General features: G+C 58.3%; 23 protein-coding genes and 3 tRNA genes. 13 read left to right on the plus strand and 13 right to left on the minus strand.

The features are described from left to right. Positions 1-6 precede the first annotated feature (6 nt). From ACR0C3_RS01995 to ACR0C3_RS02005, 3 genes are read right to left on the minus strand one after another with little or no spacing between them, the layout of a single operon-like run. Positions 7-354, minus strand: coding sequence for an MliC family protein (locus ACR0C3_RS01995; protein WP_170665195.1), 348 nt, complete (start codon positions 352-354; stop codon positions 7-9). Next, positions 351-743, minus strand: a complete 393-nt coding sequence (locus tag ACR0C3_RS02000) for a cell division protein ZapA (protein WP_170638781.1) — start codon at positions 741-743, stop codon at positions 351-353. Before ACR0C3_RS02000 ends, ACR0C3_RS01995 begins: the two co-directional genes overlap by 4 nt. Next, entirely contained in the window at positions 743-1,594 is an 852-nt protein-coding gene (locus ACR0C3_RS02005) for a hypothetical protein (protein ID WP_480756887.1), read from the minus strand. Before ACR0C3_RS02005 ends, ACR0C3_RS02000 begins: the two co-directional genes overlap by 1 nt. A 236-nt stretch (positions 1,595-1,830) precedes the next feature. Between ACR0C3_RS02005 and tkt the strand changes: the two genes are divergently transcribed. After that, a complete protein-coding gene (tkt, locus tag ACR0C3_RS02010) occupies positions 1,831-3,852 on the plus strand; it encodes a transketolase (protein WP_480756888.1) in 2,022 nt (673 codons plus the stop codon). Between the two features lie 50 nt (positions 3,853-3,902). Here the strand turns inward: tkt and ACR0C3_RS02015 are convergent, their stop codons facing one another. After that, on the minus strand, positions 3,903-4,703 hold the full coding sequence (locus tag ACR0C3_RS02015; RefSeq protein ID WP_480756889.1) for a thioesterase family protein: 801 nt from the start codon (positions 4,701-4,703) through the stop codon (positions 3,903-3,905). Between the two features lie 77 nt (positions 4,704-4,780). Then, positions 4,781-5,752 (minus strand): DUF808 domain-containing protein, encoded by a 972-nt coding sequence (locus tag ACR0C3_RS02020; protein WP_170373605.1) that lies wholly within the window; start codon positions 5,750-5,752, stop codon positions 4,781-4,783. 181 nt (positions 5,753-5,933) lie between these two features. On the opposite strand from ACR0C3_RS02020, the gene gap (ACR0C3_RS02025) reads away from it, so the two are divergent. The 3 genes from gap (ACR0C3_RS02025) (at position 5,934) to gap (ACR0C3_RS02035) (ending at position 8,237) form a co-directional block, all read left to right on the plus strand. Further along, positions 5,934-6,935, plus strand: coding sequence for a type I glyceraldehyde-3-phosphate dehydrogenase (gene gap, locus ACR0C3_RS02025; RefSeq protein WP_170688597.1), 1,002 nt, complete (start codon positions 5,934-5,936; stop codon positions 6,933-6,935). 71 nt (positions 6,936-7,006) lie between these two features. Continuing rightward, positions 7,007-7,150, plus strand: a complete 144-nt coding sequence (locus ACR0C3_RS02030) for a hypothetical protein (protein ID WP_170458101.1) — start codon at positions 7,007-7,009, stop codon at positions 7,148-7,150. A gap of 82 nt (positions 7,151-7,232) precedes the next feature. After that, positions 7,233-8,237 carry a type I glyceraldehyde-3-phosphate dehydrogenase gene (gap, locus tag ACR0C3_RS02035; RefSeq protein WP_480756890.1) on the plus strand — a complete coding sequence of 335 codons (1,005 nt, stop codon included), beginning with the start codon at positions 7,233-7,235 and terminating at the stop codon, positions 8,235-8,237. On the opposite strand, the gene coaD is transcribed toward gap (ACR0C3_RS02035), so the two are convergent. From coaD to ACR0C3_RS02050, 3 genes are all read right to left on the minus strand, one after another. Next, positions 8,229-8,720, minus strand: a complete 492-nt coding sequence (gene coaD, locus ACR0C3_RS02040; RefSeq protein WP_170548987.1) for a pantetheine-phosphate adenylyltransferase — start codon at positions 8,718-8,720, stop codon at positions 8,229-8,231. The two genes, gap (ACR0C3_RS02035) and coaD, sit on opposite strands and share 9 nt — an antisense overlap. Before the next feature lie 175 nt (positions 8,721-8,895). Next, complete coding sequence (locus tag ACR0C3_RS02045; protein WP_480756891.1) at positions 8,896-9,333, minus strand: CBS domain-containing protein; 438 nt, start codon at positions 9,331-9,333, stop codon at positions 8,896-8,898. Between the two features lie 60 nt (positions 9,334-9,393). Beyond that, a complete protein-coding gene (locus ACR0C3_RS02050; RefSeq protein ID WP_480756893.1) occupies positions 9,394-10,296 on the minus strand; it encodes a LysR family transcriptional regulator in 903 nt (300 codons plus the stop codon). Between the two features lie 103 nt (positions 10,297-10,399). Between ACR0C3_RS02050 and ACR0C3_RS02055 the strand changes: the two genes are divergently transcribed. Both ACR0C3_RS02055 and ACR0C3_RS02060 read left to right on the plus strand, forming a co-directional pair. After that, entirely contained in the window at positions 10,400-11,899 is a 1,500-nt protein-coding gene (locus ACR0C3_RS02055) for a CoA-acylating methylmalonate-semialdehyde dehydrogenase (protein WP_480756894.1), read from the plus strand. 202 nt (positions 11,900-12,101) lie between these two features. Then, positions 12,102-12,686, plus strand: coding sequence for a L,D-transpeptidase (locus tag ACR0C3_RS02060; RefSeq protein ID WP_170641445.1), 585 nt, complete (start codon positions 12,102-12,104; stop codon positions 12,684-12,686). Positions 12,687-12,757: 71 nt separating this feature from the next. Here ACR0C3_RS02060 and ACR0C3_RS02065 read toward each other — a convergent pair whose 3' ends face one another. Further along, positions 12,758-13,234 carry a fasciclin domain-containing protein gene (locus ACR0C3_RS02065; RefSeq protein WP_170373597.1) on the minus strand — a complete coding sequence of 159 codons (477 nt, stop codon included), beginning with the start codon at positions 13,232-13,234 and terminating at the stop codon, positions 12,758-12,760. 71 nt (positions 13,235-13,305) lie between these two features. After that, positions 13,306-14,157, minus strand: coding sequence for a class I SAM-dependent methyltransferase (locus ACR0C3_RS02070; protein WP_480756895.1), 852 nt, complete (start codon positions 14,155-14,157; stop codon positions 13,306-13,308). Positions 14,158-14,296: 139 nt separating this feature from the next. Here ACR0C3_RS02070 and ACR0C3_RS02075 point away from each other — a divergent pair, with 139 nt between their 5' ends. The 4 genes from ACR0C3_RS02075 (at position 14,297) to mmsB (ending at position 18,585) form a co-directional block, all read left to right on the plus strand. Further along, positions 14,297-15,412, plus strand: a complete 1,116-nt coding sequence (locus ACR0C3_RS02075) for a carboxylate-amine ligase (RefSeq protein ID WP_480756897.1) — start codon at positions 14,297-14,299, stop codon at positions 15,410-15,412. A gap of 106 nt (positions 15,413-15,518) precedes the next feature. Further along, the gene (locus ACR0C3_RS02080; protein ID WP_480756898.1) at positions 15,519-16,661 is read left to right on the plus strand and encodes an acyl-CoA dehydrogenase family protein; all 1,143 of its coding nucleotides are present in this window, start codon (positions 15,519-15,521) and stop codon (positions 16,659-16,661) included. A 7-nt stretch (positions 16,662-16,668) separates the two neighbouring features. Further along, the gene (locus ACR0C3_RS02085) at positions 16,669-17,709 is read left to right on the plus strand and encodes an enoyl-CoA hydratase/isomerase family protein (protein ID WP_480756899.1); all 1,041 of its coding nucleotides are present in this window, start codon (positions 16,669-16,671) and stop codon (positions 17,707-17,709) included. A gap of 3 nt (positions 17,710-17,712) precedes the next feature. Then, on the plus strand, positions 17,713-18,585 hold the full coding sequence (gene mmsB / locus ACR0C3_RS02090; protein WP_480756901.1) for a 3-hydroxyisobutyrate dehydrogenase: 873 nt from the start codon (positions 17,713-17,715) through the stop codon (positions 18,583-18,585). A gap of 79 nt (positions 18,586-18,664) precedes the next feature. Here mmsB and uvrA read toward each other — a convergent pair whose 3' ends face one another. The 3 genes from uvrA to ACR0C3_RS02105 all read right to left on the minus strand — a co-directional run bounded on the left by uvrA (position 18,665) and on the right by ACR0C3_RS02105 (position 21,897). After that, a complete protein-coding gene (gene uvrA / locus ACR0C3_RS02095) occupies positions 18,665-21,523 on the minus strand; it encodes an excinuclease ABC subunit UvrA (RefSeq protein WP_480756902.1) in 2,859 nt (952 codons plus the stop codon). Positions 21,524-21,698: 175 nt separating this feature from the next. Continuing rightward, positions 21,699-21,775, minus strand: a tRNA-Asp gene (locus ACR0C3_RS02100). Between the two features lie 45 nt (positions 21,776-21,820). Then, positions 21,821-21,897, minus strand: a tRNA-Asp gene (locus ACR0C3_RS02105). 289 nt (positions 21,898-22,186) lie between these two features. On the opposite strand from ACR0C3_RS02105, the gene ACR0C3_RS02110 reads away from it, so the two are divergent. From ACR0C3_RS02110 to ACR0C3_RS02120, 3 genes are all read left to right on the plus strand, one after another. Further along, positions 22,187-22,906 carry a porin gene (locus ACR0C3_RS02110; protein ID WP_425082702.1) on the plus strand — a complete coding sequence of 240 codons (720 nt, stop codon included), beginning with the start codon at positions 22,187-22,189 and terminating at the stop codon, positions 22,904-22,906. A gap of 90 nt (positions 22,907-22,996) precedes the next feature. After that, positions 22,997-23,071 (plus strand) — tRNA-Val (locus ACR0C3_RS02115). A gap of 89 nt (positions 23,072-23,160) precedes the next feature. After that, entirely contained in the window at positions 23,161-24,747 is a 1,587-nt protein-coding gene (locus ACR0C3_RS02120; protein WP_480756904.1) for an APC family permease, read from the plus strand. The last annotated feature ends 5 nt before the right edge of the window (positions 24,748-24,752 follow it).

Raw genomic sequence — 24,752 nt, forward strand, 5'->3', positions numbered from 1 at the left:
CCGGCCTTAACGGCTGGAGCAATCCTGAAAAATAATCTGCTCACTGGCGGCGTTTGTCGCCAGGAAGCTCACCGTGGCATTCCAGCCTTTGGACCGCAGGATATAGGTTCCGTTCGTATCCACGGATTCGTACCGAATGCCCGAGCCGCTCTCGACCTGACGCATCGCGACCAGAGAATTGTCGACCATCGTCGCCGCGGCGCCCGAGCCGTCGGATGCGTTGAAATAGGTCACTGGCAGCGGGATACCGTTCTCGCAGTTGAACGTCACCGTCAGTATGTCGATCTCGGCCATTGCCTTGGACGCACAAACAAGGGCCACGGCCCCACAGATCAAGCCGCATGCTCGTTTCATTTTGTTTTTTCCTCGATGTCTGATGCCAGGGCTTCGGCCCGTGCGGCCAATTCGGCCAGTGTATCCGTAACTGAAGGCGGCACGACAGCAACCTCGATCCGTTCGGGTTCAGGCGCAGGTGCGCTGCGCAACGTTTGAAGCTCGGCCTCGGTTTCCGCCAGTTTCGCCTCAAGCGCTTTGACCTTGTCGTCGGTCGCGGCTGTTTTATCCGCCAACATTAGACCGGCCATCAACAACATGCGGGATTCGGGCATACGCCCAATCTGATCCGAAAGCACCTGCGCTTCGTCATCCAGCATTTTCGCGGCGGCCTGCAGAAAACTTTCTTCCCCGTCCTGACAAGACACGTCAAACCCGCGCCCGCCGATATGAATGGTCACTTCGGGCATTACTCAACCTCACCTTCTGCCAGTTTCGCCTGCGATAGCAGAGGCTCAAGGCGAGCCAGAACAGCCCGTGCCTCGGCCGCATCGGTCGCTTGCGCCGCGCGCGTTGCTTCCAACTCCGCCACAGTCGCCTGATTCAACAGCTCCGCGTCCTGAACTCCCTCTTGCGCCGCAGCGCGCAGGGCATCAACCGAGTTGCGTAGTTGCTCATTCGCCTGCCGCATCCTCTGCAGATCGTCATCCAGACGTGACATGGCAGCCCCGTGGCTGGCGCGCTCGGCCCTCAACATCTCCAGCTCCGCGTTCAGCTCGGCCACCCTTTCGCTATCGGCCAATTCGGCCCGCATACGACTATTTTCGGCCTCGATGTCTCCAGCCCGCAAAATAGCAGCCCTCATCTCTTCAATCTCGGCCCGCAGCGCGGCCGGGTCTTCGTGACCTTCCAGATCGGCCCGCAATTGCGCGTTTTCGGCTTTCAGAGCGTCCAGTTCTTCTGTGTTTTCCAGTGCCGCCTTCGCCTCGGCCAGTTCGGCCCGCGCAGCCTCGACCGCTGAAAGCTTGGTCGCAGCTTCGGCCAACTCAGCCCGCAGCGCGTCGACATCGGCCGTAGGCTCTGGAGCAGCACGCAGCGCCTCCATATCGGCGCGCATACCGTCAACTTCCTGCTCGTGGCGTTCCTTCAACGAAGTCAGGCGCTCTTGCAGCTGAGCGTTGGCAACACGTTCATCGTCCAGCGCCGCTTGCAACCCTTCATCTGCATCGCCCGCCGGCGCATTTTGCAGGGCTGTCACGCCCATGCCAATTCGCTCCATCGCGGCAAGAATGCGTCGCTGTAACTCTTCAATCTGGCTCATGCCCCTGTCACCTCTTAACCAAGGTTCATTCTGTTGCCGAACCGTCCGAATCAAGAATCGGTCCCGCTTGGCCCCAGTCTAACGGAATGTGACGGAAAATACCCACTGTTTGGTTTCAAAGGCTTGGACAGCTCTCTTCAAGCGGTGCGACCTTGTTTCGCCCGGTTCCGCTTGCACTTTGAGGGCTGAATGCTATTGAGCGCCCAATCTGCTTCAAACCCAAAGGAACAACGCCCGTGGACCTGACTGCGCTGCGCAATGCAAACCCCGAACACTGGGACAAAGCTGCGGCCATCCGCACCCTGACCCTTGACGCCGTCGCCGCCGCCAATTCCGGCCATTCCGGTATGCCGATGGGCATGGCCGATGTTGCGACCGTCCTGTTCGAAAAGCACCTGAAATTCGACGCCTCGGCCCCGAGCTGGCCGGACCGCGACCGGTTCATTCTGTCGGCGGGCCACGGATCGATGCTGATCTATTCGCTGCTGTATCTCACCGGCCACGCGGATGTGACGCTGGACGAGATCAAGAACTTCCGTCAGCTGGGCGCGAAAACTGCGGGTCACCCGGAGAACTTCCTGGTCGACGGGATCGAGACAACCACCGGCCCTCTGGGTCAGGGCATCTCGAACGCTGTGGGCTTTGCCATGGCCGAGGAAATCCAACGCGCGCATTACGGCAAGAAGATCGTTGATCACTACACCTACGTGATCGCCGGCGACGGCTGCCTGATGGAAGGCGTCAGCCAAGAGGCGATCACCCTCGCCGGCCGTCATGAGCTGGGTAAGCTGATCGTTTTCTGGGACGACAACAACATCACAATCGACGGCACCGTGGATATCGCCGACCGTACCGATCAGGTGCGTCGTTTTGCAGCCTCGGGCTGGCATGTAATCGAAATCGACGGCCATGATCCGCAAGCCATCGACGCGGCGATCACGCAGGCGAAAAAGTCGAAAAAGCCTTCGATGATTGCCTGCAAAAGCCACATCGCTCTGGGTCACGCCGCGCAGGACACCTCGAAAGGTCATGGCGCGCTGACAGATCAGGAGCAGCTGAAAGCCGCCAAAGAAGGCTATGGCTGGCCGCATGACGCCTTCGAAATCCCTGCCAACGTGAAATCTGCTTGGGAAGCCATCGGTTCCCGTGGCGCCGCCGAGCGAGCGGAATGGGAAGAGCGTTTTACGCAAATCTCGGAGCGTAAACAGGCCGAGTTCAACCGTGCCTATGCGTTTGAGGCTCCCAAGAAACTGGCCGGTGCGATCCGTTCGTTCAAGAAACAGATGTCCGAGGATCAGCCCAAGCTGGCCACCCGCGCCTCGTCCGAAAAGGTTCTGAACGTTGTGAACCCGATCATGACAGAGACCGTGGGCGGCTCGGCTGACCTGACCGGTTCGAACAACACCAAATCGGCTGATATGGGTGTGTTCCTGCCGGAAAACCGCAAGGGTCGCTACATCCACTACGGTATCCGTGAGCACGGTATGGCCGCCGCGATGAACGGTATGGCGCTTCATGGCGGCATCCGCCCCTATGGCGGCACCTTCATGGCCTTCACCGACTATGCGCGCCCGTCCATGCGTCTGGCGGCACTGATGAAAATCCCGTCGGTCTTCGTGATGACCCATGACTCGATCGGTCTGGGTGAAGACGGCCCGACCCACCAACCGGTCGAGCATCTGGCAATCAGCCGCGCGACCCCGAACACCTATGTGTTCCGCCCCGCCGACACCGTTGAAACCGCCGAAGCCTGGGAACTGGCGTTGACCTTCAAGGACAGCCCCTCGGTCCTGTCGCTGACCCGTCAGGGCGTACCGACCGTGCGCAAGGATCACAAAGCCAAGAACTTGACCGCTCAGGGCGCTTACGTTCTGGCCGAGGCCGAGAGCAAACGTCAGGCGATCCTGATCGCCACGGGCTCGGAGGTTTCGCTGGCGATGGAAGCCAAAGCAATGCTTGAAGCCGAAGGCATCGGCACCCGCGTCGTCTCCATGCCGTGTATGGAGCTGTTCGCTGAACAAGACGAAGCCTACCGCAAGCGCGTGCTGCCCGCCGGTGCTGTCCGCGTCGGCATCGAAGCCGCCGTTCGCGCCGGTGGCTGGGACCGCTGGCTGCTGGGTGAGCGTGGACGTGAAGCCAAGGCAGGTTTCATCGGCATGTCGAGCTTTGGTGCCTCTGCTCCGGCTGGTGAGCTGTATAAGCATTTCGGCATTACCGCCGAAGCGACCGTAGCCAAGGTCAAAGAACTTCTGGGCTAATCCAGCCTGCCACAAAATGAAAAGCCCCGGTCCACGCCAGGGCTTTTTTCTTACACGAAGATGATCACGGATTGCATTCCATCCACGATCAAATCGCCTTCTGTGTTCCAAACGCGCATGACCTGCGAACTATAACCATCGCGGCCTGCGGTCAGTTGGTGCTCCAGTAAGAACCAACCGTCGCGTGTTTGAATATCCTCGGACAACACGTTGAAAATCCAGTTCATTGACGAATTTGGTCCGGGTTTCTTTAGCGTGGGGTAGATAGCTGGCGGTGGCAGGTCAGCGATTGCAATCACCCCCTCCGTCCTGTTCCACATCCGAGGATCGTTGTGTCGGGCCCAAAGGCGCAGATACCCGCGATCTGCACCCATGAAAGGCAATTCACCCTCGACCTTTCTGACGTCAAAGTTTGTAAGGAAAGGTATCGGCGGTCGCGGCAAGTCTGGAGGGTAATAATACTCCGTCATCTCGGGCGCATCTGCGGGCTTCGCCGGGCAATCGAACGCGACATGGCTGTCTTGCGCGCGGCCAAAGGAAAATGTCGCTTGCACCGCAACACTGCCACCGATTTCGGCACGAGCGCTGATGGTCTTCACATTGCGCCCCTCGCGCAAGATTTCCGTTTTGACTAGCGGCGGATCACTGATCGGCGCCGTGAAATTTACCAGAGCTGATCTGAGGGGCGGTAAATCTTTGTGCCGATTGTAAACCGTTGACAGCATTAGGGCCGACGAAAACCCACCGAATGTTGTGCGGCCTTGCTTCCAGTTCTGCGGCACCGGGTAGCAGAGGCAATCGCCTTGCGCCTCAGCGGCGCTGAGGACATCGAACAGGGATGGCTCGGACATGGGAATTCCACTTAGCTATTGGCATGTCGAGGATAATCTGACCGCAGACGGAGGCCAGCAGGACCTAACGTCACCGCCTAGTGTTCTTTGGATGAACCTGAAAACGCCCCCATCACGGGCCCGATGACTTTGGTTGCCAGGGGGATCAAGACCATCCCCCAGGCCAGACCAAAGATGCCGTCCATGGTCGCCTTGGCGATCCACTCCGCCGCGGCCTCCCATTGGGCCGAGACCGAATGACCAACAGCATAGGCCCAGTCATGGATATGATGACCCAGCCAACCAAAGCCCAGAACCTCCATCCCGTGGATGACGATTGATCCGCCCACCCACAGCATGGCCGCCGTTCCGACGATCGAAAGGGTTTTCATCACCGTGGGCATGGCCTTGACCAATCCTCGCCCCAACCCTCGGCCTACCGGCGTCGGAGCATTTCCGGCCAGATATAGCCCGACATCGTCCATCTTCACGATCAAGGCGACCGAGCCATAGACGGCCACCGTCACCCCGAGCCCGACAACAGCCAAAGTCGCCGCCTGCATCCACACATTCGGAGCCTCAATCGCGGCCAGCGCAATGGTCATGATCTCAGCTGACAGGATGAAATCCGTCTTGATCGCACCCTTGACCTTCTGTTCTTCAAGATGGCCCGGATCGCGTACATCCATGTCCTTTTCGATGGCGTGGCTACCATGCGGGAACAGAACGTGGAATATCTTCTCGGCCCCTTCGAAACACAGATATGACCCACCCAGCATCAGCAAAGGTGTGATCAGCCACGGCGCAAAATTCGCAAGCAACAAGGCGACTGGTAGTAGCAGAATGAGTTTGTTGAAAACCGACCCACGGGCAATGCGCCAAATGATCGGCAACTCACGCGCGGGCGCGAAGCCCTGTACGTATTTCGGCGTAACCGCAGCGTCGTCGATAATCACCCCGGCCGTTTTGGCCCCTGCCTTGCCAGCAGCCGCCACGACATCATCCACCGAGGCCGCAGCCACCTTGGCAATCCCCGCCACATCATCCAAAAGGGCCAACAGTCCGCTCATCGCGTGTCCTTTCCTGTCACCTGCCGCAAACGGACCCTACCCGATCCAACAGCTAGCGCAAGCGTTAGCGCAATCTGTTCAGGTTTGCGCTAACACCTTAAAAATATGCCGCTTTTGCCCTTTTGAGATTCCGGTTTCAAGGCTATATGGCCCCAAACGCAAGCGCATTTGGAGACGTCACATGACCATCAAGGTCGGTATCAATGGTTTTGGCCGCATAGGCCGCTGTACCCTGTCGCACATTGCCGCCTCGGGCCGCAACGACATCGAAGTGATCAAAGTCAACGCCACCGGCCCGCTCGAAACATCGGCGCATCTGCTGAAATATGACAGCATTCACGGCCGTTTCCCGCGCGAAGTGTCGATCGAAGGCGACACCATGGATCTGGGCCGAGGCCCGATGCAGATGTTCTCGACCTACGACATGAACGAATTGGATTGGGAAGGCTGCGACGTCGTTCTGGAATGCACCGGCAAGTTCAACGACGGCACCAAGGCAAAAACCCACCTGGATCGCGGCGCGCAGAAGGTTCTGCTGTCGGCCCCCGGCAAAAATGTCGACAAGACCATCGTGTTTGGCGTGAACCACAACACGCTGACCGCAAATGACAACATGGTCTCGAACGGCTCCTGCACCACGAACTGCCTTGCTCCGCTTGCCAAGGTTCTGGACGAAGGTGTCGGCATCGAACACGGTATCATGACCACCATTCACGCCTATACCGGCGACCAGCCGACACTGGATCGTCGCCACAGCGACCTGTACCGCGCTCGCGCGGCGGCGATGTCGATGATCCCGACCTCGACTGGTGCAGCGGCTGCCTTGGGCGAGGTTCTGCCAAATCTGAAAGGTCGTCTGGACGGCTCGGCAATCCGCGTCCCTACTCCAAATGTTTCGGCCGTAGACCTGAGCTTCCGCGCCTCGCGCGACGTGACCGTCGAAGAGATCAACGCAATCGTTGAAGAGGCCGCCAAAGGCCCGATGCAGCGCGTTCTGGGTTATGAGCCCGCGCCGCTGGTCTCGACCGATTTCAACCACACCGAGGAAAGCTCGATCTTCGCTCCGGACCAGACCCGCGTGGTGGATAACCGAATGGTCCGCGTGTTGGCGTGGTATGACAATGAATGGGGCTTTTCGGTTCGTATGGCCGATGTCGCCGTCGCCATGGGGCGCCTTAACTGATTTCCCCATGATCGCTTGAACAGCTTCGCCCGCTCAGGTTATCTGAGCGGGCGTTTTTGTTCGGGGCCCTCATGACAAATCAAATCGCCATCTGGCTGGCGCTGTTGATCCTTGGCGCAATCATGTTGGACTATGCCCTGTTCGGAACTGAGCATTTTCTGTTCCTCGGCAAGAAACTTTACGACTTTCTCGACTGGCTCGCCTTCTGGCGCTGAGCAAGGTTTTACTTGACTTTCTCGCCGATCTCCGTTTGTTAGCGCTAACTCATTTCGAGCAGAGACTCTGACGGAGCAGGACATGACACTTAAACTGGCCATTAACGGATTTGGACGTATCGGGCGCGGAGTTTTGCGTGCGGTTATGGAGTCGGGAAGGACCGACGTAGAAATCGTTGCGATTAACGATCTGGCCAAGCCGGAAATGAACGCCCATCTGTTCGAATTTGACAGCGTTCATGGCCGCTACTCAAAGCCCGTCTTGCTGTCCGAGGCCGGTCTCGACGTTGGCGCGGGTCCGATCCGACTGACCAGCGAACGCGATCCCGAAGCGCTAGACTGGTCGGATGTCGATGTCGTGCTGGAATGCACCGGCGTATTCCGGACCCGAGAAGCGGCTGAACGTCACCTGAAGAACGGCTCCAAGAAAGTCCTGATCTCGGCCCCGGCCCGTGGAGACGGCGGCGTCAAGACGATCGTATTTGGGGTGAACGACTCCGAACTGACCGCTGAGGACATGATCGTTTCGAATGCCTCATGCACAACCAACTGCCTGTCGCCTGTTGCTGCGGCGCTGGATGCCGGGTTGGAGATCGTGCATGGTAACATGACCACCGTTCACGCCTATACCGCAAGCCAGCCGGTGCATGATACCGCAGGCAAAGACCCTTACCTGTCACGCGCGGCGGCTCTGTCGATGATCCCGACAACCACCGGTGCTGCCGCAGCTGTTGGTCTGGTTCTACCTCAGCTGGCGGGCAAGCTGACCGGTCAGGCGATCCGCGTGCCGACCCCGAATGTCTCGGTGGTTGATCTGGTGGCCGAAGTCTCTCGCCCAACGACCGAGGACGAGGTCAACGCCCTGTTTGTTGAGGCCGCTGCCAAAATCCCTGGCGTGCTGGCCGCAGAAAATCGACCGCTGATCTCGATCGATTTCAACCACGATGCCCATAGCTCGACCGTGTCGCTGGCGGAGACCAAGGTCACGGATGGCACGCTGGTGCGCGTGCTGGCATGGTATGACAACGAATGGGGCTTCTCGAACCGGATGCTGGACACAGCCGCCGCGATGGGCGCGTTATCCTAACCGCTCTTTAAGGGCCACATTCACGCGGGGCGTGACGAATTTCGACACGTCCCCGCCTAAACGCGCGATCTCTTTCACCAGTTTCGAAGCAATGGCCTGATGCCGAGCTTCGGCCATCAGGAACACGGTCTCGATGGAATCGTCCAGAGCCCGGTTCATGCCAACCATCTGGAATTCATATTCAAAATCAGCAACGGCCCGCAGTCCACGCACGATGACCTGCGCGCCCACATCCCGCGCGCAGTCGATCAGCAGGTTCTCGAACGGATGCGCCACGATCTGGGTCCCGGTCTGTTCTGACAAATGCGCGCATTCCGCCTCGATCATGGCAACACGTTCTTCCAGCGAAAACAAAGGGCCTTTGTCGCGGTTGATAGCCACGCCGATAACCAGCTTGTCCACCAGCGCCGAGGCCCGACGGATGATGTCGATATGCCCCAAGGTGATCGGGTCAAAAGTTCCGGGATAAAGGCCAACCCGCATCACGCTCTCCTGCGTTCAAAAACTGGGCGATAGCAAACACAATCATGCTGCAGGTGCAAGAGGGCGATATGCCCTTCCCCCGTATCGCTTTGCGTTTGATGTGAATCGAAATACGCTGCCTCTCCCTGCGGTCGAACGCGCATTTCGATGGGTTTACGATGAAACGCAAAGCGCTTTAATGCCCCATGATCATGCCCTGCAGGGCGTCTTTTTCCATTGCAAGCTCGGTCAGTTGCGCCTTGACCACGTCCCCGAGGGTGACGATGCCGACAAGCTTGCCATCCTCGACAATTGGCATGTGGCGGAACCGGCCTTCGGTCATGCGTGCCAGAATATCTTCGACCGATTCCTGTCGTGTCGCAGTGATCAGGTCCTTGGTCATATAGCTATCGACCGATTGGTTCAGGCACCCGCTGCCGCTGGCCGCCAGTTCTCGGACGATGTCGCGTTCGGACAGGATACCGACGGCCGTTCTGCCTCCGTCTTCTGAGACAACAACTGTGCCGATGCGTCTTTCCGCCAGTATCTTCGCCGCCTCGGACACAGTCGCGGATGGAGCGACGGTCACCACCTCATCGGTGGCTTTGGATGTCAGAATGGCTTGAACGAGCATAAAAAAACCTCCGGCAATAACGTACTGTTTTCCAAAGCGTTGCCGGAATGGTCATGTGTGTCAAGTTCCGGCTTCCGCCTCAAGCCGTGCAACTTCGTCGCGAATCCCACGGGTCAATGCCTGCGCAAAGCGGTTGAGGCGTTCGTTTCGCTGATCGCCTTGATGCCGAACCAGATGAAAGCTGCGGGTCAGACTGACCTGATCGGTCAACAACCTGCGCAGGTTCGGATGAAACGGAAGCGTGAAGTCATGCGCAACGCAGATTCCCGCCCCAAGCGCCACCTGACGCAGCTGAACCGGTACCGAGTTAGATGCAAGCGCCACCCGGTCGATGCCCAAATCGTTGAGATAGTCCAGCTCGCGATCAAAGATCATGTCCGGGATATAGCCAATCAAACGGTGGGCTTTCAGGTCCTCGACCGTCTGGATCGGGGCGTGCCGGTCCAGATAGTCCTGCGCCGCAACCAGATGCAGTTTGTAGTCGCTGACTTTTTGCACCAGCAGCTTGCCTGCGGTCGGAGAGCTGACCGTGACAGCCATATCCGCCTCACGCCGCGACAGGTTAATGATCCTCGGCAGCGCCAGGATCTGAATATCCAGATCCGGATTGGCATCGCTGATCTTCGCGCAGACCTGAGGCAAAAGGTAGTTCGCCGAACCATCCGGAGCGCCGATCCGAATTTGACCACTCAGCGACTCGGTCGACCCAACCACTGCGCCTGCGGCAGCGCGCATCGCCTCTTCGGCTTGCAGGCCGTGATCCAGCAGGCGTTCCCCGGCCGTTGTCAGAATGTATCCTTGTTGCGACTTGGTGAACAGCTGTGCGTCCAGGCTGCCCTCTAACCGGGCGATCCTTCGGCCAACCGTAGCGGGGTCGATCTTGAGGATCCGCCCCGCTGACGACAGGCTTTCCTCACGCGCGACGGCAAGAAAAACGCGCATATCATCCCAATTTGGCGTCATACCGTCCCTCTTGCATTTTTGCAAAGCTCTTTTGAGACATTGCCTCTGTTCAGGTTATTTCTGCAAGCCTATTCTGCGCGCAAACATATCGGAGGAGTTTGCAATGCAAGATCTGACTCATTTCATCAATGGCGAGAACGTGGCCGGTACCTCGGGCCGTTTCGATGACGTTTTCAACCCGGCAACGGGTGAAGTTCAGTACAAATGCCCAATGGCAAGCGCGGCCGAAACCACCGCCGCGATCGAAGCTGCCGCAGCCGCACAACCCGCATGGGGCTCGACGAACCCGCAGAAGCGCGCGCGCGTCATGATGGCCATGGTCGGCCTGATGAACCGCGACATGGACAAACTGGCCGAAGCGCTCAGCCGTGAGCATGGCAAGACCATCCCCGACGCCAAGGGCGACCTGCAGCGTGGTCTGGAGGTGATCGAATACTGCATCGGCGCACCACAAATGCTGAAGGGTGAATTCACAGACAGCGCAGGTCCAGGTATCGACATGTACTCGATGCGTCAGCCCCTGGGCGTTGTCGGTTCGATCATGCCGTTCAACTTCCCGGCGATGATGCCTCTGTGGCACGTTGGTCCGGCACTGGCCTGCGGCAACGCCGTGGTTCTGAAACCGTCCGAGCGTGACCCCTCGGTTCCGCTGATGTTGGCCGAACTGTTCATTGAGGCCGGTCTGCCCAAGGGCGTCTTCCAGGTCGTCAATGGCGACAAAGAGGCCGTGGACACCATCCTCGACAGCGAAATCATTCAGGGCGTCAGCTTTGTCGGCTCGACCCCGATCGCGCAATACATCTACAGCCGCGCGACGGCCAATGGCAAACGCGCGCAGTGCTTCGGCGGCGCCAAGAACCACATGATCGTCATGCCCGACGCGGATCTGGACCAAGCCGCGGATGCGCTGGTCGGTGCAGGCTTCGGCGCGGCGGGCGAACGCTGCATGGCAATCTCGGTTGCCGTTCCTGTGGGTGAAGAAACCGCAGACCGTCTGATCGAGAAGCTGATCCCGCGCGTAGAAAAATTGAAAGTCGGCCCCTACACAGCCGGAGACGACGTGGACATGGGCCCCGTTGTGACCGGAGCTGCGAAAGAGCGTATCCTCGGCCTGATCAACTCGGGCGTTGAGCAAGGCGCGAAGCTGGTCGTCGACAACCGCGATTTCAGCCTGCAGGGCTATGAAGACGGTTTCTTTGTCGGCCCGCACCTCTTCGACCACGTGACGCCTGACATGGATATCTACAAGCAGGAAATCTTTGGCCCGGTTCTGTCGACCGTTCGCGCAGGGTCTTACGAAGAGGCCATCGGTTTGGCGATGGACCATGAATACGGCAACGGCACCGCGATTTTCACGCGCGATGGCGACACTGCACGTGACTTCGCGAGCCGGATCAACATTGGCATGGTTGGCATCAACGTCCCGATCCCGGTTCCGCTGGCCTACCACACCTTTGGCGGCTGGAAGAAATCCATGTTCGGTGACCTGAACCAGCACGGCCCGGATAGCTTCAAGTTCTACACCCGCACCAAGACTGTCACGGCCCGCTGGCCGTCGGGCATCAAGGAAGGTGGCGAGTTCAACTTCAAAGCGATGGACTGATCCAAAGCCAAATCTGTTCAAACCCGGCCGCTCTGGCCGGGTTTTTCATTGGCAGGGTTCCGCCAAAACCCTCCAAAACCCGGAATCTCACGATAAATTCAAACTGTAGAGGCTGGCTATTTGCGAGCCTGGCAAATATTTTCGGCGCAACTATATTTTCGAGCAGATAGAACCTCCGGAGGTCGCCTTGTCCAAATCCAACATGACTCGCCGTTCGGCCCTTTTGGGGGCTGCATCCGTTCTGGCCACACCTGCCCTCGTGCGCGCGCAAAGTTCTGACGCCTTCCCGCAAAGTGAAGATGCGATCAGCACGCAACTGCCGGTACGCCGAAATGTCTCGTCGTTTTCGCAGCAGAACTGGCAAGACCATTTTGATCAGCTGGGTGCAGGCTGCCTGCTGGCCGACATCACCAGCCGCGCGGTTCACTATTGGGGACCGGACGGGACGTATAAGCTGTACCCCAGTTCGGTTCCGATGAGTGAAGAGCTGACTAGGCGCGGCTACACCAAGGTCGTCCGCAAGGCCGAATACCCGACATGGACGCCGACCGCCTCTATGCGGGAGCGCGATCCGTCTCTGCCCGTTCGAATGGAGGGTGGTGACCCCGGCAACCCGCTGGGCACGCGCGCGATGTATCTGGGCTGGCCAGCTTATCTGGTCCATGGAACCCACGACACCCGCAAGATCGGACGGCAGAGTTCGTCGGGCTGCATCGGCCTTTACAACCAACATGTGGAAGAGCTGTACCCGCTGGTCCAAATCGGAACGCAGGTGCGTTTGGTCTGAGGTTCAAAACCTAGGAACAGCAAAGCCCCGGCCATCAGGACCGGGGCTTTTTGTTTAGCGGGGCGCCAAGGTTATTCGGGCAGAATAACCTCATCGACCACATGGATAACGCCATTGCTGGCTTCGATGTCGGCCTGCACCACATCAGCGCCATTCACGCGGACGCCATTTTTAGCGTTGACGCTCAGGCGATCGCCCTGAACGGTCAGAACCTTCGCGCGCTTGCCAGCGATATCACCCGACATCACTTTGGCAGGTACAACGTGGTAGGTCAGAATCTCAACCAGTTTGTCCTTGTTTTCCGGCAGCAGCAGGCTTTCCACCGTGCCTTCGGGCAGAGCAGCAAACGCCTCATCCGTCGGTGCAAAAACGGTGAACGGGCCGTTGCCCTTCAGAGTGTCGACAAGACCGGCAGCCTGAACGGCTGCGACCAGTGTGGTGAACGATCCCGCAGATACGGCGGTGTCAACGATGTCAGCAGCCTGAGCCTTGATCGGCATGGCAAGTGCAACGGCGGCGGCAGCGCCCATCAATGTGCGACGAAACATGGCTGTCTTCTCCTCTCCAGCTTGTTATGGAAAGGTTTACGGCGCATGTTTCACACCGGATCACTTTAGGATCACTGTTCTTTGATCTGAACCCAGATACTCTGCGCCCGGCCATCGTTCAAAAACGGTAGCGCGTAACACGCATCGGGGCGGTCCTGTTGCAGATAATACCCCGGCCAAAGCATTGAAAACGCTCCCGATTGCAGAAGGGCGTGCAACATGTACTGCTCACCCCAACCTGGACAGTCGTAGAAAAAACGCTTGGGATATTCGTAAGGTAAAAAAACATCATGCACGTGAATGACAACGCCCGGTTTCAGCGTCGGGATGATGCGGCAGAACAGATGCGCGACGTCATTGCTCATCCTAACAACATGGCTGGAATCGATGAACAGAACGTCCCCGGCCTCAAGCTGTTCGAACAGCGCTGGATCGACCTCCTCCAGCCTTTTTTGTTCGAACGCATCGACCACATGGGCGATATCTGCGCGCGGGTAAGGGTCGATGGCTGTGATCTGCGTATCTAACGCTCCGTCGAGGATGGCTTGCCGCGTGACGCGGGTTGAGTTGCCGCAGCCGACCTCGATCACGCGTTTTGGTTTGAACCTGCGGATCATCAGATAAAGCGCATCGGCATCAGGGCTGTCATAATAACCGTTGCCCCGCAGGTAGCCCGTCTGGTTCTTGGCCGGGTCCTTCAATGCCTCCAGTGCATCCTTGTGCTGGCCGTATTCGGCGATCAGCTGAGCGAAGTCAAAATTTTCCATACCCGGTGACAGCGCGTAAGCGGGGCGCTCCAGCCCGCCTGCCCGCTCGAACGCCTCCAGCCGGGCGCGTTCGTCCTGTTCGGTCACCTTGTCGACCAGCTTCACCCCTAGCTCATCAAGGGCTGCGTTGATCTGTGGGAATTTTCTGGGTTTCACGAGGCCGGCTCCGTTATCGCATTGCTGCCCGTTCCTTAGCGCTGCTTGCGGTCGCTCCGCAAGCGGCGCAGCGGCAAACCCTTGGCAAAACGTTGATTTACGTATTCACTGATTGCATTGGAAAATGGCAGGTAGACCCATGCAACAAGATTTCACGATCGGCATTGAGGAAGAATACCTGCTGGTCGACCGCGACAGCCTGCATCTGGCCGAGGCCCCCGCCGCATTGATGGAGGCCTGCCAGGCGGATTTTGAAGGACAGGTCAGCCCCGAATTTCTACAGTGCCAGATCGAGGTTGGTACCCGCCCCCACACGACCGTCAAAAGCGCGCGCGAAGATCTCCGGCGTCTGCGCTCTTGTGTTTCAAAGCGGGCCGCCGAGTATAACCTCAGCCCGATCGCCGTGTCCTGCCATCCGTTTGCCGATTGGAAAAAACAGCACCACACACGGAAAGAGCGTTACGACGCGCTGCAACACGCTTTGGGCGGCGTTGCACGGCGGATGCTGATTTGCGGGATGCATGTGCATGTGGGGGTCGCGGACCCGGCCCTACGCGCAGACCTGATGCCGCAACTCAGTTACTTCCTACCCCATCTGCTGGCGCTTTCGGCGTCCTCCCCGTTCTGGAATGGCGAGGATACGGGGCTTTCCTCCTACCGCCTGACCGTGTTCGACAACCTGCCGCGCACGGGATTGCCGCCGGTCTACAATAGTTGGAGCGAGTACGAACGCACAACCGGCGTCCTGGTCGAGCTTGGCGTGATCGAGGACACCACGAAAATATGGTGGGATCTACGCCCCTCTCATCGGTTCCCGACGCTGGAAACACGCATCATGGACGTCCAGCCGCGGCTTGAGCACACCTTATCTCTGGCCGCGCTCGTGCAGGCCCTGACCCGTATGCTGTGTCGCCTGAAGGCCCGTAATCTGCGCTGGCGACAGTATGACCGCTTCCTGATCGGTGAAAACCGCTGGCGTGCGCAACGCTATGGGGTCGGCGAAGGGCTGATTGATTTTGGGGATCGGTCGATCAAACCCATGGCCGAGCTGATCGGCGAACTCATGGGGATGCTGGCTGAAGATGCCGAGGCTTTGGGAACCATGACTGAACTGGCCCGACTGCGTCAGATCGCAGAAACAGGCACCTCGGCCACCCGCCAGCGGCGCGTCCATGCTGAAGCTGTCGCGAAGGGCGAAGACCCCGGCCAGGCCGTTGTCCGCCATCTGATCGAGGAGTTTCACGCGGACCTCTAGCGAACCCTACACTCAAACAGCTCTCAGGATTGCTCATCCTGAAATAGTTCTGTAACGATTACTAAATAAACAATCGTTCAATTCTTTGCCTGTGGGAGGGTGCGCAATGGAGTTCGGGCTGACCGAGGAACAAACGGCCATTTTCGATATGGCCTATGGATTTGGGCAGGACAACGTTGCCCCATTCGCCCGCCAGTGGGAGGCAGAAGGCACAATCCCCAAAGAGCTTTGGCCCCGTATCGGAGAGCTTGGCTTTGGCGCGCTCTACGTCTCGGAAGACAGCGGCGGAGCCGATCTCAGCCGTCTCGACGCAACCCTCGTGTTCGAGGCGCTGTCCATGGCCTGCCCCTCGGTCGCGGCGTTCCTGTCGATCCACAATATGTGCGCCAAGATGCTGGACAGTTTCGCCAGTGATGAGCTGAAATCACGGGTCATGCCCGATGTACTGAGCCTGAATACAGTGCTGAGCTATTGCCTGACCGAACCCGGCTCCGGCTCGGACGCCGCCGCGTTGAAGACGCGGGCTGAGCGCACGAACGAGGGCTACACTCTGAACGGTACCAAGGCCTTCATCTCGGGTGGCGGATACTCGGATGCCTATGTCTGCATGGTCCGCACGGGCGCGGAAGGTCCAAAAGGAATCTCGACCGTCTATGTCGAAGACGGCACGCCGGGTCTGAGCTTTGGAGCGCTGGAACAGAAGATGGGCTGGAAAAGCCAACCCACCGCGCAGGTCCAGTTCGACGATTGCAACATCCCCGCGGGCAATTTGGTCGGTTCCGAAGGCGACGGCTTCAAATACGCCATGATGGGCCTTGATGGAGGGCGTCTGAACATCGCCTCCTGCTCGCTTGGGGCTGCGCAGGCCGGGTTGGACATGACCCTGCAATACATGTCCGAGCGTAAGGCGTTTGGGCAATCCATCGACCAATTTCAAGCCTTGCAATTCCGCCTTGCCGATATGGAGATCGAATTGCAGGCCGCGCGCACCTTCCTGAGGCAGGCTGCCTGGAAACTGGATCAAGGCGCGCCGGATGCGTCGAAATTCTGCGCAATGGCGAAGAAATTCGTAACCGAGACCGGCTCAAATGTCGTGGATCAATGCCTGCAGCTTCATGGCGGCTACGGATATCTTGCCGACTATGGCATCGAAAAGCTTGTGCGCGACCTACGGGTGCATCAGATACTCGAAGGCACAAACGAAATCATGCGCGTGATCGTGGCGCGCCACCTGCTGGCCGGAACCTGAGGGGATCATGCCTGACATCGACATTCGCACGACCGGTCGCGCCGGGCGCATCACCCTGACCCGCCCAAAGGCTTTGAACGCCCTGAGCTATGAGATGTGCTTGGCCATCGACACCGCCCTGCGCAACTGGCGCGAAGACGACGAGGTCGACCTGATCATCATCGACGCCGAGGGCGACAAAGCCTTTTGCGCAGGCGGCGACATTGCCAAACTCTATGAAACCGGTCTCGCGGGGGATTTCTCACACGGGCAAACCTTCTGGCGCGATGAATACCGCCTGAATGCGCTGATCTTCGCGTACCCCAAACCCATCATCAGCTTTCTGCAGGGTTTCACAATGGGCGGCGGAGTCGGCATCGGCTGCCACGGAACCCATCGCGTAGTCGGAGAGACCTCGAAAATCTCGATGCCGGAATGCGCGATCGGGCTGGTTCCGGATGTCGGCGGCTCGTTGATGTTGGCATTGGCGCCTGGGCGGCTTGGCGAATATCTAGGCCTCACCGCCTTCCGGATGGGGCCAGCGGATGCCATCTACGCCGGTTTCGCCGATCACTTCATCCCTCAAGCCACTTGGCCAGACCTTATCGAATTGCTTGAGGCGTCGGGCAATGCCGAACTGGTCACCGATCACGCCCAACCCGCGCCCGACGGGAAATTGCAACAGATGCAACCAGAGATCGACCAGTATTTTGCAGGCGAGACACTCGAGGATATCCTCATCAGCCTTCGCTCAGAAGATACTGATTTCACGTCGAAAGCGATGGACATGATGGGCAAGCATGCCCCGCTCTCCATGGCCTGCACGGTTGAGATGATCCACCGCCTGCGCGGCCCGTCCCTGACAATGCATCGTGCATTGGATATGGAGTATCGGTTCACCTACCGCGCGCAGGAACACGGAGATCTCATCGAAGGTATTCGCGCGCTGATCATAGATAGGGATCGTAGCCCAAGCTGGCAGTATCCGGATATGAAAGTACCCGCTGTCGCGGTGTCGAAAATGCTGCAACCGCTTGGCGCGAACGCACTGACTTTTCAGGAGGATTAAGAGATGCAAATCGGTTTTATCGGCTTGGGCAATATGGGCGCGCCGATGGCGGCCAACCTTGCGAAGGCCGGGCATCAGGTGACAGGTTTCGACACGGCGGGCGTAAGCGTTGATGGTGTGACGCAAGCGCAATCCGCAACCGAGGCCGTCTCGGGCGCCGATGCCGTCATCACCATGCTGCCGAACGGTGACATCCTGCGCGCGGTCGCCAACCAGATCATCCCGGCCATGCAACAGGGCGCGGTGTTGATAGACTGTTCGACTGTCGACGTAGACAACGCCCGAGCCGTGGCAGAGCAAGCCGTCGCCGCACATCTTCTGTCCGTGGACGCGCCGGTCTCCGGCGGGATCGGAGGGGCCTCAGCCGGCACCCTGACCTTCATGGCTGGCGGATCATCCGACGCCTTTGCCAAAGCCGCCCCGCTCTTCGACATCATGGGGCAAAAAGCCGTGCATTGTGGTGAGGCCGGAGCCGGACAAGCGGCAAAAATCTGTAACAACATGATCCTTGGCGTCACCATGATCGCAACCTGTGAAGCCTTCGCCTTGGCCGACAAACTGGGTCTGGACCGGCAAAAGATGTTCGACGTGGTCAGCACGTCCTCCGGCTATAGCTGGACCATGAACGCCTATTGCCCCGCTCCCGGCGTCGGCCCCACCAGCCCCGCGGACAATGACTATCAGCCGGGCTTCGCCGCCGAATTGATGTTGAAAGACCTGCGCCTCAGCCAGCAAGCTGCCGAAAGTGCCGATGCCGACACCCCGATGGGCAAAGCCGCAACTGCGCTCTATCAGCAGTTCGTTGAAGCCGAAGGTGGTTTGGGCCAGGATTTCTCAGCCATGCTGCCCAGATTTGAAAAACGCAGCCGAGAATAAGGCACAATGATCCTTCATTCATCTGGCTAAAAATATCCCGGAGCGCGAGGCAGAGCCTCGCAAAAAACCGTGTCGCAGCCTATTCAGCCGCGACACGGGTGCCTGAAAGCATCGGCTTGAGGTAACGCCCCGTGTGGCTCCGCTCGACCTCGGCCACCTCTTCCGGTGTTCCGGTGGCAACGATCTCGCCACCGCCATCGCCACCTTCCGGGCCGATATCAATGATGTGGTCCGCGGTTTTCACAACGTCCAGATTGTGTTCGATCACGACAACCGTATTCCCCTGATCGACCAGTTCATGCAGAACTTCCAACAACTTACGAACATCTTCGAAATGCAAACCCGTCGTCGGCTCATCCAGAATATACAGCGTCCGCCCGGTTGAGCGCTTCGACAACTCCTTCGACAGTTTGACCCGCTGCGCCTCACCTCCAGACAGCGTGGTCGCCTGTTGGCCTACCTTTATATAGCCCAGCCCAACACGCGCCAGAGCATCCATCTTATCGCGGATCGACGGCACGGCCTTGAAGAACTCCTGCGCGTCTTCGACCGTCATATTCAGCACATCGGCGATGGACTTGCCTTTGAATTTGATCTCCAGCGTCTCGCGATTGTACCGCGCGCCCTTGCAGGTCTCGCAGGTGACATAGACATCGGGCAGAAAGTGCATCTCGATCTTGATGACACCGTCGCCCTGACACGCTTCGCACCGGCCGCCCTTGACGTTGAAACTGAACCGTCCCGGCTTGTAGCCGCGCGCTTTGGCCTCAGGCAATCCGGCGAACCAGTCACGGATCGGCGTGAACGCCCCAGTGTAAGTCGCTGGATTCGAACGCGGAGTCCGACCGATGGGGCGCTGATCGATGTCAATGACCTTGTCCAGATGCTCCAAGCCTTTGATCGTCTCGCAGGGCGCAGGCGTCTGGCGCGCGCCGTTCAATCGCATCGAGGCCGTTTTGAACAGCGTCTCAATCGTCAGCGTCGACTTGCCCCCACCCGAAACGCCGGTGACACAGACGAATTTCCCCAGAGGGAACTCAGCCGTCACGTTCTTGAGGTTGTTGCCCGTCGCTTTCACCACGGTCAGCTTTTTCTTGTTGCCCTTGCGCCGTTCAGTAGGCACCGCAATTTCTCGCGTACCAGCCAGATATTGCCCCGTCACGGAGGCCGCATCTGCCGTGATCTCGGCTGGCGTTCCCTTGCTGACGACCTGCCCACCGTGGACACCCGCTCCGGGGCCGATGTCGAACACATAGTCGGCCTCACGGATCGCTTCCTCATCGTGTTCGACGACGATCACCGTGTTGCCCTGATCTCGCAGGTTTTTCAGCGTGCCCAACAGGCGATCATTGTCCCGTTGGTGCAGGCCGATTGACGGCTCGTCCAGAACATAGAGAACGCCAGTCAGACCCGATCCGATCTGGCTGGCAAGACGAATACGCTGGCTTTCACCGCCAGACAAAGTACCACTTGAACGCGACAGCGTAAGGTATTCCAATCCCACGTTATTCAGGAACCCGAGGCGTTCGCGAATCTCCTTCAAAATCGCTCGTGCGATCTCGTTTTTCTGAACGCTCAGATGGTTCGGAGCGTCCTCGACCCAAGCAAGAGCCTCACGGATCGACATCTCGACTACCTGCCCAACGTGGAGGCCAGCGATCTTCACGGCCAAGGCTTCCGCGCGTAGACGGTAGCCTTCGCAGGTGCCGCAAGGACGGTTGTTCTGGTAGCGCTCAAACTCTTCCCGAATCCAGGCGCTGTCGGTCTCGCGGTAGCGACGCTCCATATTCGGAATGACGCCCTCGAAGTTGCGCGTCACCTGATAGACACGCCCACCTTCATCATAGCGGAACTGGATTTCCTCATCCCCAGAGCCGCGCAGAAACACCTGTTGCACCTTCTTGGGCAGGTCTTTCCACGGTGTATTCTTGTCGAACTCATAGTGGCGCGCGATGGCTTCGATGGTTTGCAGGAAATACGGAGATTTCCCCTTTCTCCACGGCGCCAAGGCCCCGTCATACAGCTTCAGTGTCTGATCCGGCACCACAAGGCGTTCGTCAAAAAACAGCTCAACCCCCAGACCATCACAATCCGGGCAGGCCCCAAACGGAGCGTTGAACGAAAAAAGGCGCGGTTCGATTTCGGGAATCGTAAACCCGCTTACCGGGCAGGCAAAGTTTTCACTGAAAGTAATCCGTTCAGGATCCCCTTCGCGCTGAGCTGTTTCCAGAATTGCGATGCCATCAGCCAGATCCAGAGCGGTGCGCAGGCTGTCGGCCAGACGCGTCTCCATCCCCTCGCGAACGACGAGACGATCCACAACCACATCGATATCGTGGCGGAATTTCTTGTCCAGCGTCGGCGGTTCATCCAATTCATAGAACTCTCCATCCACCTTGACGCGCTGGAAGCCCTGCTTTCGCAGTTCGAGGAACTCTTTCCTATATTCGCCCTTCCGGTCGCGCACGATGGGGGCCAGCAGGTAGCCGCGCGTCCCCTCCTCCATCGTCATGATCCGGTCGACCATATCCTGCACTTGTTGCGCTTCGATCGGCAGACCCGTCGCAGGGCTGTAAGGTGTCCCTGCACGGGCAAACAGCAGGCGCAGGTAGTCATAAATCTCGGTCACAGTCCCAACGGTCGAGCGCGGGTTCTTTGACGTGGTTTTCTGTTCGATCGAAATCGCCGGAGATAGGCCGCTGATATGGTCCACATCCGGCTTTTCCATCATATCGAGGAATTGCCGCGCATAGGCCGACAGGCTTTCCACATAGCGGCGCTGCCCTTCGGCATAGATCGTGTCGAAGGCCAGCGAGGACTTGCCCGAGCCTGACAGCCCGGTGATCACCACCAACTGGTCGCGCGGGATATCCACGTCGATGCTCTTGAGGTTATGCTCGCGCGCGCCGCGCACCTCGATATTCTTCAGCTCAGCCATTCTGGCCCCCAACAAACACGTCCCTCAGAGATAGGCGAGCGGCGCTGAGTCTCCAACAGAAAAGTTAGAACAAACTGTGAACGCACTGATTATTGCCGACAGATACTGACATCAGCCCGAAACGACGCTAGCGATACGCCAAGAACATTCTGTTATCGGGACTTTAAAGGGAAAATGGCGCGGTTGACGGGGCTCGAACCCGCGACCCCCGGCGTGACAGGCCGGTACTCTAACCAACTGAGCTACAACCGCGCATCTATTTTCGTGGCCTTTGAACTGGACCAAGTCTGGCAGCGATGGCGCGGTTGACGGGGCTCGAACCCGCGACCCCCGGCGTGACAGGCCGGTACTCTAACCAACTGAGCTACAACCGCCCGCTGCCCGTTCGTTGCTGAACGTTGGGGTGTATTATGGCTACGCTCGGGCATCGTCAAGCGGCGTTTTGAAGTTTTTTGCCTGAAGCCTGATTTTTGTTTGCAGCCGCTCCTCGGCCATCCTTCGAGGCGCGGCGCGTGTGACCGCGCATTTGTGCCCCGCCTGCAACAACATATTGAAATCGCGCCAAACCCCTACTCATCCTTAACGATAAAAACTAACCAGACGTTCATGCGCTTTAGTCTCATTTTGACCTGCGCCAACAAAAAAACAAATCGGAGCAGCAACATGAAAAAAATCATTGCTACCAGTGCATTGACCAGCCTTCTACTGACCGGCGCGGCATATGCCGTCGAGGTGACTGGCGGATATGTGGACCTGGGCTATTCCACCTTCACAGACAGCGATCTTGGCGACGTCTACAACCTTAACGGCGCGGGCGAGCTGGCGTTTTCCCGCGCGTTCAGCCTGCAGTTGGATGCGGGCGGCTACCGGTTCGAGGACGAGGACTATAACGGCACAAACGTCACCCTGCACGCCAACCTGCACACGCAAACCGCCTCTTTCGGAGCTTTCTACGGGCAGGACCATATCGAAGACGAGACGTTCCAATTCTACGGTGTTGAGGCCGGTTTCGGCGCAGGCCCTGCACAGATCGAAGGGTATCTGGGCTTTCAAGACCTGAAAGAAGCCTCTGGCGCGGATGGCGCGATCCTGGGCTTTTCGGCCGGAGGGGCCGTTAATGATAAATGGACTGTGATCGGCAAATACGACTACCTGAACGACATTGAAGGTGCATTGGACGTCAGTGCATTTTCGATCGGCGCGACCTATAATGTTGGCACCAACGCACAGGTCTATGGCGAATTCGGCGCGGCGCACCTGTCCATCGGCAGCGGCAGCAGCACTGAACCCTTCCTTGGCGCAGGTGTCCGTATCAATCTGGGCAACGAGCGCGGCACAACCTTCGGTCGCCGTGGCGTTCTGGACAAGCTGCCCGGCCTCTAAGAACATCAGACCCCGGCTTACAGACTGGCCGGGGTCCTGCCCCTATAAGTCTTGCAGCCGGGAATGAGCTGCGATAAGACGCCGGGCAATGGGTGATTAGCTCAGTGGTAGAGCGCTTCGTTCACATCGAAGATGTCAGGAGTTCAAATCTCTTATCACCCACCACCTCCTATTTTTCCATCTTCAGACAACGCTTGTCAGGTCAGAAGCCGCCTGCGTATCCTTGATGTACGCAGTGTAAAGGGTTGACGCAGATGGCCAAATTGAAGCGTGACATTGGCCTACTGGGTCTGACCTTCATTTCCGTTGGCGGCATTATAGGCTCTGGATGGCTGTTCGGCCCGCTCTTGGCTGTGCAACATGCAGGACCAGCTGCGGTTCTGTCCTGGATCATTGGCGCGGTGGCCATGTTTGTTCTGGCCATCACATTCGCTGAAATCTCGGCCATGCTGCCAATTCCCGGCGGTATCGCCCGGGTTCCCCAATTCTCGCATGGCAACATCGTCTCGATGGCAATGGGTTGGACGGCCTGGATCGGCTACAACACCACTGCGCCCATCGAGGTTGAGGCAATGTTGAAATACTTAGCCCCCTATGCGCCGTGGTTGCACGCTGCCGAGACCGGAGATCTGACGAGCGCAGGTGTGCTGGTCGCTCTGTCCTTCATGCTGCTGTTCGTTGTCGTCAACGCCTTGGGTGTCAAATTCTTCACACGTGTCAACGCCACACTAACTTGGGCGAAGATAGCGATTCCCGTCATTCTCTCAGTACTCTTGATTGCAAACAGGTTTGAGGTGCAGAATTTCAACCATCCCGACGGTTTCGCCCCATACGGACTGCAAGGCATCATGGCTGCAGTGTCGACTGGGGGCGTGATCTTCTCCTTTATCGGATTTCGCCACATCGTTGATATGGCGGGCGAGGTCCGCAACCCGAAATTCGCCATCCCAGCCGCGCTGGTCCTGTCGATCGTGATGTGTGCGGCCATCTATCTAGCTCTACAGATCGCATTCATCGGCGCCCTTGATCCAACTTCCCTTGCACAAGGCTGGTCCAGTCTCAGCTTCGGCGGTGAAGGGCCGTTGGATGCCGTGATTATGTCTGTCGGCATTGTCTGGTTCTTAAGCGTATTGAATGTTGGCTCCGTCATCGGACCGTTCGGCAATGGGCTTGTTGCAACGGGTTCGAATGCCCGGATTGCTATGGCTCTTTCGAAGAACGGATTTCTTCCTCATCGCACTATGCAGTTGTCCTCGTTCGGAGTACCCTTCTGGGCGCTTGCATTGAATTTCGGGATCGGAGTTTTGTTCCTGCTTACAGTCCCGTTTACCACGGTCATCGCATTGAACGGGGCAGCCATTGTCTTGTCCTTCGCGGTAGGGCCGATCGCTGTCGTATGCCTCAGAAAGCTGATGCCAGATCACCCACGCTCGATCCGAATCCCCGCTGTCCGTTTCGTAGGCGCTCTGGCCTTCGCCATCGCTACACTGATCGTTTATTGGAGCGGATGGGACACCGTCTGGCGTCTGGGTATCGCGTTGATCATCGGAATGATCTTGTTGCTGATCCGCTTTCACAATCGCCTGGATGAAATGGATGTGGCCGAAGCGCGTTGGCTGATGCCCTATTTCGTCGGCATCGGTGCAATCTCACTATTTGGCCAGTTCGGAGAAGGTGCTCTGAAGCTCATCCCGTTCGGCTGGGATATTCTGGTCTGCATTCTGTTCTCGACGGCAGTCTTCATCATAGCTGTCCGGTCGTCCTTGGCAGACGAAAAGTTTCAGAAATACATCGAAGAAGAGGAAATCTTGGACCCGAAACAACCCGTTATCGGGCTATAGAAAAA

It is taken from the genome of Ruegeria sp. CK3 (assembly GCF_056536565.1).